Source organism: Anaerobacillus alkalidiazotrophicus (genome assembly GCF_001866055.1).
In genome coordinates this window covers 1-13,537 of sequence record NZ_MLQS01000019.1, presented here as the reverse complement: position 1 = coordinate 13,537, position 13,537 = coordinate 1, and the positions used below count along the sequence as shown (strand labels likewise).

Genomic DNA, 13,537 nt, shown 5'->3' with positions numbered 1-13,537 from the left:
CTACCACAAGAAACAATAGAATGAAAATCAATTCGACTATCCCTGCAGAAATGTAGGGACGGTTCTTGTGCTTCCTTCGTTTAGCTAAACGAAGGAAGCAACAGGTCCGTCCCCAGTGCTTCAATCCACTTTAGCAACTCCTAGTGCTAAATGTTCCCAAAGTACCTCTTCTACTTTCTCTACAAGTTCATTGGGGCACTCTACCACTAAAACAACTTCTGACTTTTTACCCTTCACTTCTCTTTTCCTTTTATGAACAACCTTAAAAATAATGTAATCGATGATAAATCCAATAATAAATCCACTTACAGCACCGATTAAGCCCCAATAAATAGGACCCCACTCTAATACAAAACCGACACTTGCTCCAATAACACTAAATGCAGTTCCAACTGCTGCACCTTTATCAAATAAGCTAATACCATCCGCTCGGTGAAGTGTATCAAATAACCTTCGTTCTTCCACTCGATTGATGAGGGGGACGGCAAGTATATGCTCTTTTTTTACACCTACATTTTCCAAAGAAGTTATCGCTAGCTCAAGATACGTTGAATGCTCAAAAGTAGAAAAGATTTGCAATTTATTTCACTCCATCTGCTGGTACTAGGAACTTTACACGATGCTGCTGATAATACGTTTTTAAAAATTTTCTTTGTTCACTTTCAAATAATTTATTGTTTTCAACTGTGTTAACATACGAATCGTATGCAGAAAACCCAATGTGAGAAGGAATAAACAAGAACCATTGCGGGTCGATGACTTCTGTTGCCTGCTGAACATCTCCCATAAAAAGGAAATTAACTGCAATGAGAATATTAGAAAGGTACACAAAAACAACCATAAACGCCATTGTAAAAATGGCTGTTAGAACTCGATGGATATATAATTGCCCCAATCCTGGTGTGAAAAGCGACCATACAACTGCCATCAATGGTCTTCTTTTATCCAAATAATTGATTTCAAAAGCTGTAATTGTGTACGAATTAAAATCTGCATTTTCTCGTTCTGCTAATATAAATACTTTATTCATATCAACAGTCGTTCGATAGCTATCCCATATTGCAAAGATATAGACTGGTATATACAAAAGCAACCACCTAGTTTCAAGAACGTCCTTTGCCATACTAATATTCCCAGTGAAAGAATAGACAATCGCTTGATTTAAATTAGCCATATTATTTATGAGAAGCTCCCAAAGAAAAAGTGCATAACCTCTTAGATACTTAGATAAAAGGAGATGCCCAAAACCAGGAAAAGCCGCTGACCACCATGCAATAATATAGGGGTTTCGAAGATGTAATTGTGAAGTACCGATAGAACTTACGTTCGCTTTAAAACGACGCTCACTATTTGTAGGATTAAAATTTTTCATGATGTATATACCCTCAAACTTTTTAAAAGTTAAGGTTACTATTTACTATATTTGGTATTTATATTCATATCAACTCAATGCATTATGTAAATATCTATAGCTTACTTTGTTGAACAAGAATTCCCTATACTCAAGAACAATGACTCTAATGGTATTACAATAAGTTCGAAATAATAGGATTTAAGGCGTGAAATAATTATGGATAATACACTCGAAGTGTAAGCAGTTAATATGAGAACTCGTTCTAGCTTCGCTAGAACGAGTTCTCATTAATGTATTTCATAATTGTTTATTTTCGCTACTATGATACTAAATGTCGTTGGATAAAGAGTATATTTTCAACAACATTTATGTAGCTCCATTTAGGTAATTATGAAATTCATTCAGGTAAGAACTTTTTGTAATGTGTGTTCAGCATCTCTCTCATTTATTACATAACCCATTTTAATGTAGGTAACGTAGAGGATTAACGACTTTTTTCACTGGTGCTTTATATTAGCAGAAATATCGAGATCCATTTCTTTTTTGGCATCCAATGCTTTTTTCATTGCAAGTCTGCACATTGCTTCACTCTTTTTCCTCTCGATCCTGCAGCACTCTACAATATTCAAGCTCTAATTCATCAGGAGTCATTGAACTTAGTAATCTACCATCTGTGCTTACGAAAACTCCTAAATCATTTAACTTTTTTATCAATACCTGTCTGCGTAATTCCACTTAATTACCTCCCATTACCTTATATATTGTCTTGGATACCGTTTGGTCGTTTCTTAATTTCCCCTTTTCTAGAAAGGTCAAAAATTAATAAGCACACTTCGTCATATGTCCGTTCCCAATCGCGTTTCCTTAACACGTTATATATATCTACTAAGGGATGTCCTTCATTCCAAAAAAATTTATCCTCATATCTTTTTCTCTGAAATGTAGGGAGGATTCCCTCTGTTAAGTCTTGAACATTATTAAAATGCACCCGACCCACCACCACCACCACCAGTACCTGAACCCCCGCCAGTAAATCCACTTGAACTTCCATCTATACCAGCGTTCTTCTCAGCACTGCGGAAATTTGTTTTGGCAGCGGCGGCAATGATTAACCATGACGGATCAAAGCCATAAACTGTACTTGACTGCCACTCTTTTGTTTTAAAGGTATTAATTAGTGATTCATTTTTCTTAATAAGCTCTTTTTCATTGCTCCCGATCCCAATAATAAAAGCTCGCATTTTATCATCATCGGATAATAATTGCCATGTTGACTCTATTAGTTTTGGAAATTCTTGTTTAAACTGGCGCAACTCTAGCGTAAGTTTCAATCCTTTCATCGTTTTTGGGTAGTAACAAATAGCAAATAGCAACAGCCCTAAACAGATAACAATTGACGTCACTACTAAAGCATTTAACCCATAGATTGCAAATAAAATTATAAAGGGAATTAGCAATATACTGATAAAGCCTACTGTTAATCGGTACTTCACTTTATTTTTATAAAGGCCAGCTTCCTTTATCTCAGCTCTTACTTCTTTTTCCCAGTCCGCTTTTAATTGTTGATATGTTTGGTGATTTTTTTTGTTTTTCAGATACATCTCTATATCGTCCAAGTGAAATTCATCTCCTGACCCTACCTCATGAAAGAGCCACCTAACCAAATTTTCTTCATGGTGCAATAAGCCACTCTTATTCACTAATCGGAAGCGGTCATTTTCAAGCTTTTTCACATGACCTTTACGAACTAAATCTAATAATGCAGCAACAGTCGTTTCCGGTTCTAACAGCTGGTAATTCATAAAACAAATTGTAGTCGGTAAAGACAATGTTTCTTTTGGAACAGGAGTCGTATGCTTCAACTCTCCCATAACTACAGCTTTATCATTTCTTGCATCAAGCCAGGCTTTCACGAGAACGAACAACAGTAATAAAGCAAATAACGGAACTAGTATAATACCGATCGATGAAAGTTGCTCTTTTCTCGCTGCTTTTGCAATTTCTGTATCTAATAAATGTTGCTTTGCAGCTACAATTTCATCATACATAAGTTTATTTGCAGTAAGACTACTTGTAGGAAAAAGTTCAGAAGTATAGGCAACACGAATGTCACCATTCCGTTTCCGTGGAACCTCCCCCATCGCAAACTGGACACGACCGTCTTCAAGTACGGATTCAGTTTTGTACGCCTCATCATAGCCAAAGGTAATTAGAGCGGTTGTCGGCTCTGGCGGAATCACATAGACTGTTAAATTTCCATATGTCGCCTCATTTCTTTTATCAAAAAATGGCCAGTAAAATTCAGCAACATCTACATAAATATCTACACCGTTTTTGATTTTATACGTTAAATTAATGCTAATTGTTTCGTCTTTCCCTCCACGGTGAATACGATGTTCTGTTTTGTCTGTCTCTATTCGTAGCGGCTTGTTGTCTTCAAAGGCTTCAAGCTCTACAATTTCAGTGCGCTCTTTTGGAATTAATTCCCGAATAATCCCCCCGAATTCGCCACTAAATTCATACGTATGTTGCTCATGAACTGTAACATCGCCATTTGGTTGTAGATATGCATGAATTTCTACATTAGTAATGTTGTAATCAACAGCGAACACTTCAGTCGGGATAAAAAATAGGATCGTCATAAGAAGCACAGCGATTATATTTTTATTCATTTTTTAACCTACCTCCCACTCACTTAATTTACGGAAACCTTTTTTCTAATCACTTCACTCTTTCAGCCTGTGGAAAATACTAAACCTCTCCCTTAGCTTTTTCGTTATCGTTATACTATCCTATACGTTTTAAGACATATTTAGTTTCATTTCATTTACTTTGACCACGACTAATCGAAATTCCTCTTCTCCTAACTAAATAGGACCCAAATCTTTTCACTAATTTCCCATATGTAATCATCTCAGGTTCGTTATAAACAAAAAAACTTCTGGTAGTGGAAACCAGATATGCCGCTATCATCATCCCTTGTTATTCCTATAAATCATTTGATAACAACTCTTCCCTTACTTCCTACCTTTACTTTGCATCTGATCATTTAATCAAACTGATTTGAACTTCAGGGTCATAGACCCCCACCTTTAAGCGTAGCGTAGGTGGGAACTTCCATTCAGTTGGAGTTAAGACTCCATCTGAATTTCCGATGTTCTAGCAAAGCTTGAACGAGTTCTCTCTGCAAGCTTTATGCTTGTCTAACCTCCTCAAGACAACGATCATCCCTTTGAAAGAGTCATTGTTTTAGATAAGTATTTTAGATACTATGGATGAAGAATAAATTAGATACTTCTCGGTAATAGATACGAGAAAACGGAATGAGGGGGATGGTTAATTTGTATAAAATTGCCTTAGTAGAAGATGATTCAGAACTAAGCTTATTAATTTCTACAATGTTAAAGAGGTATGACTATGAGGTCGTAGTAATTAATGATTTTGAACATGCACTTGAGCGATTAATTGAATTGAAAGCTGATGTCGTTTTGTTAGATATTAACTTACCTTATGTAGATGGTTTTCACATTTGTAAGCATGTAAGAAAAAAAAGCATTGTACCGATTATCATGATTTCTGCTAGAAATAACGATTCGGATCAAATTTTAGGGATGGAACTTGGTGCCGATGATTATGTCATTAAGCCGTTTAGTGTTGAGGTATTACACTCGAAAATTAAAGCAAGTATTAGACGTGCTTACGGTGCCTTAACTCATGAAAAAAGTAATGTCGTATTTGGAAATTTCAGCTTGGATTATCGTACGTTTATCGTATCAAACCAAGGAAATGAAATTGAATTAACAAAAAGTGAATTTAAACTATTAAAATATTTAATTGAAAACCTGAATGAACTTGTTCATCGTGAAAGTTTATTACGTGAGCTTTGGGATGATGTTTCATTTATTGATAATAATACATTGAATGTAAATATTTCGAGAATCAAGAATAAATTAAAGGAAATCGGAATTGAGGAAGTGATCCAAACGAAAAGAGGATATGGATATAGATTTGTTCCAACAGCTCTGGAGAAAGTAAATGAATAAAAAGCTCCTACTCAACTTTCTTAAAGATCATCTGTTGTTTACCTTTGCTTTATTTGGCAGTTCTGCCCTTGTCATTACATTTTTCTGGCTGCAAGCGAATCATAAAATTGAAGTAATCTATCCATTCATACTCGTATCTTTTGTTTATCTTATATTTATGATCATTCGAGCGTATCGATATATCACATTTCATCAACTGATTGAGAATGCTAACGGTAGGCTAGATGACGTTTCTCTCAAAAGGACAAAATGGACGGAAGAACAACGCATGGTTATCGAAAAAATCAAATCCATGGAAGACGACTCACTAGCAAAGGTCAATCAGCTTGAAATGCAAAACGAAAATAAATATAAAATCATCTCGCAAATCATCCATAATATAAAAACACCTACATCTGTGATCGACTTGATGGTCCAATATAGTCAAACTGAAAAAACAAATGCTCATGAAGTCATTATTAAGATAAACAAAGAAAATCAATTAATTAATGAGCATCTCGATCAAGCTTTACATTATTTACGGTTAGATTATTTTCAACATGACTTTTCCATTGAAAAAACCGATTTAATTCAACACTTACGTGAGATTATCAATGTAAAAAAAGATCAGTTCATTTATAATCAAGTGTTTCCACAGTGGAACGTGGATGAAAATTCTATCTATGTGCTGACCGATAAAAAGTGGAATAAAATCTTGCTAGATCAGTTAATTTCTAATGCCATTAAATATACAGCATTGAAGCCTGGAGAAAAGAGGGTTTCTTTTCACGTCCAGTGTAAGGAAGACCGGGTGCTCTTATTCATCGAAGATACAGGGATAGGGATTTCTGAACATGACTTAAAGAGAGTCTGTGAGCCATTTTTCACTGGAGAAAATGGACGTAAAATACGAAATGCTTCTGGCATCGGCCTTTATTTAAGTAAAAGTATATCGGACAAAATGAACCATCAGATGGGCATTTCATCTAAAGTCGATAAAGGAACAATAGTAACTTTGACTTATCTTACAAAAATGTAATATTAACGTAAGTTCGTGTAATTGTTTCCGAACGATTGCCTTTACTATAATAACAAAAAATGTATACAAAAATGGGAGGCAATCATGAGTGTAATAAAGGCAATAAATATTAAGAAAGTATATGGCGGTGGAAAAGAATTTGCGCAAACAATCGCGTTAAATAATATTAACATCGAATTAGAGCAAGGAGAGTTTACCGCCATCATGGGGCCTTCGGGCAGTGGGAAATCGTCATTGCTAAATGTCCTTAGTGGTTTTGATTACCCTACATCTGGAGACGTTTTTATTCAAGGGGCTAAAATGAATGAGATGACAGGTGATGAATTAGCCATTTTTAGACGAGACCATATCGGCTATATTTTTCAGGAGTTTCATTTACTTGATAGCTTAACAATTCAACAAAATATTATGTTACCGATGATGTTAAACCGTGAAGAGACAGAGTTAATGAATAAAAAAGCGGAAGAATTAATGAATCTCCTTGGCATTTTAACGATAAAAAACAAGTATCCTTATCAAGTCTCAGGTGGTCAGCAGCAAAGAGCTGCCATCTGCCGTGCTCTCATCAATGATACAACCGTTATTTTTGCAGATGAACCGACAGGGAATCTTGATTCTAAATCTTCAAAAGCGGTACTGGAATGTTTAAAAGAAACGAATGAAGCATATCGTACAACGATCTTATTAGTAACCCATGATCCTTTTGCCGCAAGTTATTGTGATAAAGTGCTATTTTTAAAAGATGGGACGTTAAGGACGCAGTTGTATAAAAAAGAATCACAAGATCACTTTACCAAACAAATTTTGGACAACTTAGCGGTGTTGGAGGAAGATGACTATGACGTATAATCAATTCATCTTCAAAGCGGTCTTGTACAATTTCCGCAAATATCTCGCTTATTTTTTCTGTATTACGTTTTCGATGACGGTGTTCTTTTTATTTACTGCCATTTGGTTTACACCAAACTTTAACGAACATACGTCAGCAGGCACACAGCAAATTGTTCAAATTGCAGGCGTTATTTCATGTGTCTTTTCGATATTTATTATTACATATTCCTATCAGCAGTTTTTTAAAAGTAGGACAAAAGAGTTGGCGATTCTCCTTTCTTATGGGCTACTACATCGAGACATGAAAAAAATGATCATCTTTGAAAATAGTTTTATTTTTCTCACAAGCCTCATCGTCGCCTTGATAAGTGGTAGTGTATTTTCACGCCTCATCTTTATGATCACGACATCGATTTTAGCGATCGAGGATATTCATTTTTCCTTAACGTTTCAAAGTTTTTTATGGACAACCATTGCTTTTATTCCGATTTATGCTTTGATTGTTGGTTTAACATTAATGAAAATGAAAAATAATCACGTGACAAATCTGTTGAAAACAAATCGAGTGAAGGAAATGAATCGAGAAGGCAATCGCTTTTTCATGGTAATCGGACTTGTCATTATCATCACTTCTTTCACCCTCTTAACGATCTATACGAGTGATTTTTCGAACGTTGATTCGATGAGAGAAGTGATCCTACTAGCAGTCGCCCTTTGTATTGTTGGTGTATATTTATTCCTTAGTCAATTGATGAGTCTACTCTATATGTTTTTCAATCGAAAAGGAAAGCTATTTCATCAACATATATTGCCACTAACTGAATTTGCGAGTAAGTTTGTTCAAAATCGAACGATCATCTTTATGGTTTGTTTACTGAGCATGGGAACTGTTTTCTTCTCAACCCTCTCTTATACTTTGTATCATCAAAGTTATGCGATTGCTGACAATGAACAGTTATTTGATGTGATGATGAAGGATTACGAAGCCGTTCATTTAGCGGAACAGATGAAGATCGATCAACTGCTAGCACAAGAAGAACATATAGCGGATACGCATATATTGCATGTTGCTTACTTATATGCTCCCGAAATGGATCATACCCCATGGAGAACAAATAAGCATGTGATGGCAGCATCAGTCGAAGAAATGAATGGCGTGCTTGGAACAAACTATTCAGTAGACCAAGGTCATGCAATTATTATTGATTTTAATCAGCAATATGAAACGGTTACCTATTTTACAGATACTATTTTAATAGAAAACAATCAATCTCGTTATACGTACGTGAATCAAGGAACAGAGCAATATAAGTTGTTTGATCGTTATGTATTTTCTCAGCCCATCGTTATTTTATTGAATGAGGCAGATATGAAAACGATCGTAACCGATGCTTCGACCTACGAATTAGGGACGATTTATATGTTTACGTTTGATGATTGGTTAAGAAGCGGAGCCTTTGTTTCCGAGCTAAAGTCAGAATTGGATTCTGCTCTTGAAGGTATAGCCGATCAGAAGCGAGAAGCGATTGAAACCATTAAAGAGCGTTACAACCAACCTTTTATCGTCCATTCAAAATATGATCGTTACCATCATACGAAGCAAGTATCGGGGTTTGCACTCTTTATTATGTCATTTATTAGTATTTTGTTTGTCATCACAGCTTGTATAGTCCTCTATTTTAAAACGTTTGCGGATGCAGAGTCGGATCGCCAAAAATTGAGATTATTACGGTCAGTTGGCATTACCTCATCAGAAATCAAGGCTTATATATATACTAAGCTAAAAATGCTTATTGTCCTACCAATAATCTTCGGGAGCTTATTAGGCTTATGTTTAAGTGTAGCGATCAATTTGTACAATGTAGCAGAAATCGAAGTACATAATGGAAAGATATTCGCAAATGGACTAAAGATCATCAGCTTGTATTTTGTCGTTATCGGTGTTTACTATTACTGGCTGCGTATGACGTATCGAAGAACTGTAGAATAAACATTTTTGTCATGCTAAAAGAAGGAGTTATTTGTGATGAGAAGTGAGGAGATTTTATACGTACACTCCCTTTCAAAGAACATTGGAAAAGAGACTATCGTGAAAGATATTTCTTTCCACTTACAAAAAGGTGAAATTAAAGGGCTACTAGGACCAAACGGCTCAGGAAAAACAACAATTTTAAAAATGTTAGTCGGTTTATTAAAGCCAACAACAGGGAGTATTACGATTGACGCGAAAGACATTCAAAACGACTTTGAAAGCGCCATTCGTAAAGTGGGTGCCATTATTGAAAACCCTGAATTTTACGATTACTTATCTGGTTATGATCATTTACGAATCTTTTATCGAATGTCACCTGGTGTATGCGAAAATAGAATAGAAGAAGTGATTAAATTATTAGCGATGGATAGCTACATTGATGATAAGGTCACTACGTATTCCCTTGGAATGTTGCAAAGGCTGGGATTAGCGCAAGCCATGTTACATCGTCCTGCTGTTCTTTTGTTAGATGAACCAACGAATGGTCTGGATCCTTCAGGGATTCAAGACCTCAGAAAACACTTAAAAATGCTTGCAAATGATGGGACAGCGATTATTATTTCAAGTCATTTATTAGCAGAGATTGAACTAATTTGTGACAGTGTTCTTATTCTTGACAATGGAAGGATCGTTAGTGATGGAAATCTAGAAGAATTAAGACGAAATACAACTCAAGAAAGTTTATATCAATTTAAAGTGTTAGAAACAGACAAGCTAAAAGAAGTGTTGGCGCTTCTCCCCCAATTTGATCAAATAGTTGACATCGTTTCAGATGGTTTTTCAATCCATGTATCCGAGCGTGAAGCTGCCACCATCAATCGATTTTTAGTAGAAAATCAAATCAGTGTTGTTGGTATTGAAAAAAATAAAACAACATTAGAAGAAGCATTTCTTTCACGACTTAATCAATCGAAAAGAGGTCAATGATGAAGTACTTTCTTGATCTAGTATTCAATGAAAATGTAAAGATATATAAACGCCCAAGGGCATGGGTATTACTCAGCTTGATAGTGGCAATGAACCTTTTTATTGCGATGGTTATGAAGTATATATTTTCAGATACACTTTTTACCTTTTGGGACCATTTAACTGTTAGTACCTTTGTTATATTTGTGTTGAATTTTCTTTGTATAATTATTGCAGGCGATATCGTATCTAGTGAGTTTTCAACAGGTACGATTAAGCTCATCCTCATTCGCCCAGCCAGTCGCCTAAAAATATTGTTAACCAAATATGTTTCCGTCCTATTATTTATTGTAGTAGTCGTGAGTGTACATTTACTCTCATCTATGATATTTGGCGGCATCTTCTTTTTTAACAGTATAGTTGCGTTGGATCCTTCTTTAATCATGAACATAATCTTGAGGTATGGATTTGGTTTTATCGAAATTGTCGTTGTTTGTTCTTTGGCGATGATGTTATCAGTTGTCACGCGGAGCAGCGTGTTTTCAGTGTCAATTCCTATTTTTTTACTAATGTCTATCACATTACTATTAGAATTACTCGCTCATTATCAAATACAAGTTGGCAAATATATATTACTTGCCAACACAAACTTAACACAGCATTTCCTCGGACGACCGCTATTTGAAGGGATGACTCTTCCCTTCTCCGTTATGAATATAACGGTTCATATGATTGTATTTTTCATTGTATCAACTGCGATTTTTTCTAGAAGAGATGTAAACATATAAGTTGAAGGTGGTTCCTTTGACAGAAGCCGCTCTTTGCTTCTTGCGTACTTCTCTCGTCTTTTAGTATCGCTTGCGCTAGACAGTTTCTATGGAAGAAATCTTTTTGAAATAAACAAACGTTCACTGAACCGACTTTCAATGTGTAGCCGGTTCAGTGTTGAATTTTTTCTCCCTTTTGTTAAATAAAAAATAATTGATTGGTAGTTTTGATGCTTATTTGTTTTCAATTAATAACTTGTTCCGTTACAGAGGTAAAATTCACTTACAGGTCTTTATTAACATCCGCGGATTAGAAGTAAATGCTGTAAAGGATAACCATACAGGAACATACCCTAACGTTTCATTTAATACAATTATTCTCTTTTCCCATAAAGCTCCCCATTATTTCAATAAGGAAAGCTCTACTCCCCTATTGAAGTAAAGCTCCCGTTTGTTTAAGTGTATTGTTCACATTCTCTATATAAAATCAGGAGAGCATTTCCTATTTTGAAAGAATATATTTCTTAAGAATACTAATAGTTGTCAACGATTCCCCCTAAAGAAGCTGCTTTTATAATAGGTTCTTTCATAATTTCTAAGATTTGACCCTTCGTTCCATACACGACTACTCCTAAAATTTCTATATCCTCTATTTTTTTACCTTTAATGTTGGTGTAAGCATTCTTGTGTTCAGGTGAAATGCTAGTTTGAAGTAATTTGAGAAATTTGTTATATTCATAGTCCAAAACAGTTGTTGAATTATAAATTGAATTAGTTGAAAAACCTAAAGCTTCATGTTCACTAATAAATGTTGCAGACCAATCATATTCTATTGCTTCTTCTTGAAATGTTTTGATTTGGCTATCGGTGTAGGTGTTGATCCAGAACCAAGTCATTTTCGGAAGTTCAACAAAAGGTAATTCACTTTGTTTGTACGGCTTATGAAAGGAGAGCGCAACCTCGTAAATTTTATCCCCTTGCATGCTATTAATTAGCTCTTCGTCATTATTGTATTTTTTATAAGTGACATTTGGGTGAAAAAACATCATTTCTCTCCATCCATTTTCTTTATACGCAAACTGCCAATCTTCACCTGTTATTCCAATACTTCCGCCTGAACCTCTTGAAACCAAAATAGATGGAAAAAGACCAAATGAATATTGTTTTTGTTCAATTACAACCGCTTTTCTTTTCATGTCTTTTGAAACTTTATAATTGCTAATTCCTCCAAGAAAGCCTCTTGAATCAATTGTTTCACTTATAAAGCCATTAGGAGTAGTAAGTCTGACATAAGCATCCCATTGCTTAAATGCCTTTTGGCTAAAATAAGCAGAAATAGCGAAATTTGATATGTTTAAAACAACAAATACTAATAAAGAAACGAAAATAATCGTAATTATTGACTTCGTTTTGCTTTTTTTAATCGCCTTTTTTATCTTCTTTTCATCAAAAAAATCATCTGTATATTCACTCATGAAGATTCCTCCACTTCTTTTGAAATTCTTTTCTAGCTCGGTATAAATAAGTCCTAATGGTCCCTTTATTCGTCTATCGCGTTTGTTAGTTTAATAACCTTGAAATTCCAAAGAATATTAAAAGGATAGCAAGACAACAAGAAGCTAATAAATACTTTTTATTACCTTCTGATAATACATATCCAAGGACTAAGAAATATAATCCAAATAAAATATTTAAAATTCCTTTAAATAAATCTGATTCAATGAATTCTGGCAAAATTAAATACACAAATAAAATTGGAAACAGTACATTAGGTTTTTTTAACGTTGTTACTATATTTTGCATTACATACACCCCTCTTTATTATTAAACTAACTTGCCAGTAAGTACAATAACTTCTATAAAAAAGCATTTCCCCTTCTTGAAGAAATGCATCCGTTAATGCAATAAGAAGTCTTTATCTATTAAGAATTTTTTTATTTTTCACATTAACTAATGTTTTGGCGATGATATCGTGTAATCCTTGTTTATTAAACTCTCGTATCTCGTTACTTTTATAAGCTATAACGGTTTCCAATTAGGGTCTTTCTCATCTTTTTCATTAGGTTTTCTTACAAACTCAATACATCTTTTCTCACAAGCTTCAAATAAGGTATAGTTTTTCTGTGCTTGCCTTAAAGATGGGATATTAGCACCACCCTCATAATCAGGGTCATCATACTGAACCCCATCATCTTCCCAAAAACAGATACTACATATATCATAAGTTCCAGGAGGTTCTTCATCTAATGTTTTATAGCCACAACAAGGACAAGTATATTTCATCTACCCACCTCAATAAAGTATTACGTTAGCAAAATAGCGTTTCCGCTTATTGTGGAAGTCGAGTAGAAGAGAACCTCTCTACCTCTCGGTAGATTGCATTCTCTCCCCTCACAGAACCGTGCTTGCGCTATTAACGCACACGGCTCCTCCTAGTTACCATTTACAGAATATAGCTAATCTCTTTTCTTAAGTCATAAATATTAACCTTAACTCTGGCGTAAGGTAATGGATATCTAGTAAGAAAGAGCCTGAATTTATCCCAGGTAAATGACTTCCTTTGACTTCTTCTGTTGAGCCATTTAA

Annotated in this window: 14 protein-coding genes; 6 read left to right on the top strand and 8 right to left on the bottom strand. The window is 34.9% G+C overall.

The genetic code is table 11. From position 1 onward, the window contains the following. Positions 1-120 precede the first annotated feature (120 nt). From BKP45_RS13610 to BKP45_RS13595, 5 genes are all read right to left on the bottom strand, one after another. Positions 121-579 carry a hypothetical protein gene (locus BKP45_RS13610; RefSeq protein ID WP_071390245.1) on the bottom strand — a complete coding sequence of 153 codons (459 nt, stop codon included), beginning with the start codon at positions 577-579 and terminating at the stop codon, positions 121-123. A gap of 1 nt (position 580) precedes the next feature. Next, complete coding sequence (locus tag BKP45_RS13605) at positions 581-1,372, bottom strand: hypothetical protein (protein ID WP_071390244.1); 792 nt, start codon at positions 1,370-1,372, stop codon at positions 581-583. A gap of 567 nt (positions 1,373-1,939) precedes the next feature. Further along, complete coding sequence (locus BKP45_RS22595) at positions 1,940-2,089, bottom strand: hypothetical protein (protein ID WP_169824120.1); 150 nt, start codon at positions 2,087-2,089, stop codon at positions 1,940-1,942. Positions 2,090-2,108: 19 nt separating this feature from the next. Continuing rightward, a complete protein-coding gene (locus BKP45_RS13600; protein WP_071390243.1) occupies positions 2,109-2,342 on the bottom strand; it encodes a hypothetical protein in 234 nt (77 codons plus the stop codon). Beyond that, the gene (locus BKP45_RS13595; RefSeq protein WP_071390242.1) at positions 2,332-4,026 is read right to left on the bottom strand and encodes a DUF2207 domain-containing protein; all 1,695 of its coding nucleotides are present in this window, start codon (positions 4,024-4,026) and stop codon (positions 2,332-2,334) included. Before BKP45_RS13595 ends, BKP45_RS13600 begins: the two co-directional genes overlap by 11 nt. A gap of 669 nt (positions 4,027-4,695) precedes the next feature. Between BKP45_RS13595 and BKP45_RS13590 the strand changes: the two genes are divergently transcribed. From BKP45_RS13590 to BKP45_RS13565, 6 genes are all read left to right on the top strand, one after another. Beyond that, positions 4,696-5,397, top strand: a complete 702-nt coding sequence (locus tag BKP45_RS13590) for a response regulator transcription factor (protein WP_071390241.1) — start codon at positions 4,696-4,698, stop codon at positions 5,395-5,397. Then, the gene (locus BKP45_RS13585; RefSeq protein WP_071390240.1) at positions 5,390-6,415 is read left to right on the top strand and encodes a sensor histidine kinase; all 1,026 of its coding nucleotides are present in this window, start codon (positions 5,390-5,392) and stop codon (positions 6,413-6,415) included. Before BKP45_RS13590 ends, BKP45_RS13585 begins: the two co-directional genes overlap by 8 nt. An 84-nt stretch (positions 6,416-6,499) precedes the next feature. Further along, positions 6,500-7,264 (top strand): ABC transporter ATP-binding protein, encoded by a 765-nt coding sequence (locus tag BKP45_RS13580; protein ID WP_071390239.1) that lies wholly within the window; start codon positions 6,500-6,502, stop codon positions 7,262-7,264. Further along, positions 7,254-9,236 carry an FtsX-like permease family protein gene (locus BKP45_RS13575; RefSeq protein WP_071390238.1) on the top strand — a complete coding sequence of 661 codons (1,983 nt, stop codon included), beginning with the start codon at positions 7,254-7,256 and terminating at the stop codon, positions 9,234-9,236. The genes BKP45_RS13580 and BKP45_RS13575 overlap by 11 nt, the downstream gene beginning before the upstream one ends. 36 nt (positions 9,237-9,272) lie before the next feature. Next, complete coding sequence (locus BKP45_RS13570) at positions 9,273-10,205, top strand: ABC transporter ATP-binding protein (protein WP_071390237.1); 933 nt, start codon at positions 9,273-9,275, stop codon at positions 10,203-10,205. After that, positions 10,205-10,972, top strand: coding sequence for an ABC transporter permease (locus tag BKP45_RS13565; protein WP_071390236.1), 768 nt, complete (start codon positions 10,205-10,207; stop codon positions 10,970-10,972). Before BKP45_RS13570 ends, BKP45_RS13565 begins: the two co-directional genes overlap by 1 nt. 512 nt (positions 10,973-11,484) lie before the next feature. On the opposite strand, the gene BKP45_RS13560 is transcribed toward BKP45_RS13565, so the two are convergent. From BKP45_RS13560 to BKP45_RS13550, 3 genes are all read right to left on the bottom strand, one after another. Further along, complete coding sequence (locus BKP45_RS13560; RefSeq protein WP_071390235.1) at positions 11,485-12,426, bottom strand: anti sigma factor C-terminal domain-containing protein; 942 nt, start codon at positions 12,424-12,426, stop codon at positions 11,485-11,487. A gap of 85 nt (positions 12,427-12,511) precedes the next feature. After that, positions 12,512-12,754, bottom strand: coding sequence for a hypothetical protein (locus BKP45_RS13555; RefSeq protein ID WP_071390234.1), 243 nt, complete (start codon positions 12,752-12,754; stop codon positions 12,512-12,514). A gap of 216 nt (positions 12,755-12,970) precedes the next feature. Next, positions 12,971-13,234, bottom strand: a complete 264-nt coding sequence (locus BKP45_RS13550; protein WP_071390233.1) for a CPCC family cysteine-rich protein — start codon at positions 13,232-13,234, stop codon at positions 12,971-12,973. Between the last annotated feature and the right edge of the window lie 303 nt (positions 13,235-13,537).

Bases quoted from the DNA above. Each gene is read 5' to 3' on its own strand.
- BKP45_RS13565 (WP_071390236.1), top strand. From the start codon at position 10,205: ATGAAGTACTTTCTTGATCTAGTATTCAATGAAAATGTAAAGATATAT.
- BKP45_RS13595 (WP_071390242.1), bottom strand. From the start codon at position 4,026: ATGAATAAAAATATAATCGCTGTGCTTCTTATGACGATCCTATTTTTT.
- BKP45_RS13580 (WP_071390239.1), top strand. From the start codon at position 6,500: ATGAGTGTAATAAAGGCAATAAATATTAAGAAAGTATATGGCGGTGGA.
- BKP45_RS13605 (WP_071390244.1), bottom strand. From the start codon at position 1,372: ATGAAAAATTTTAATCCTACAAATAGTGAGCGTCGTTTTAAAGCGAAC.
- BKP45_RS13550 (WP_071390233.1), bottom strand. From the start codon at position 13,234: ATGAAATATACTTGTCCTTGTTGTGGCTATAAAACATTAGATGAAGAA.
- BKP45_RS13575 (WP_071390238.1), top strand. From the start codon at position 7,254: ATGACGTATAATCAATTCATCTTCAAAGCGGTCTTGTACAATTTCCGC.
- BKP45_RS13585 (WP_071390240.1), top strand. From the start codon at position 5,390: ATGAATAAAAAGCTCCTACTCAACTTTCTTAAAGATCATCTGTTGTTT.
- BKP45_RS13560 (WP_071390235.1), bottom strand. From the start codon at position 12,426: ATGAGTGAATATACAGATGATTTTTTTGATGAAAAGAAGATAAAAAAG.
- BKP45_RS13570 (WP_071390237.1), top strand. From the start codon at position 9,273: ATGAGAAGTGAGGAGATTTTATACGTACACTCCCTTTCAAAGAACATT.
- BKP45_RS13555 (WP_071390234.1), bottom strand. From the start codon at position 12,754: ATGCAAAATATAGTAACAACGTTAAAAAAACCTAATGTACTGTTTCCA.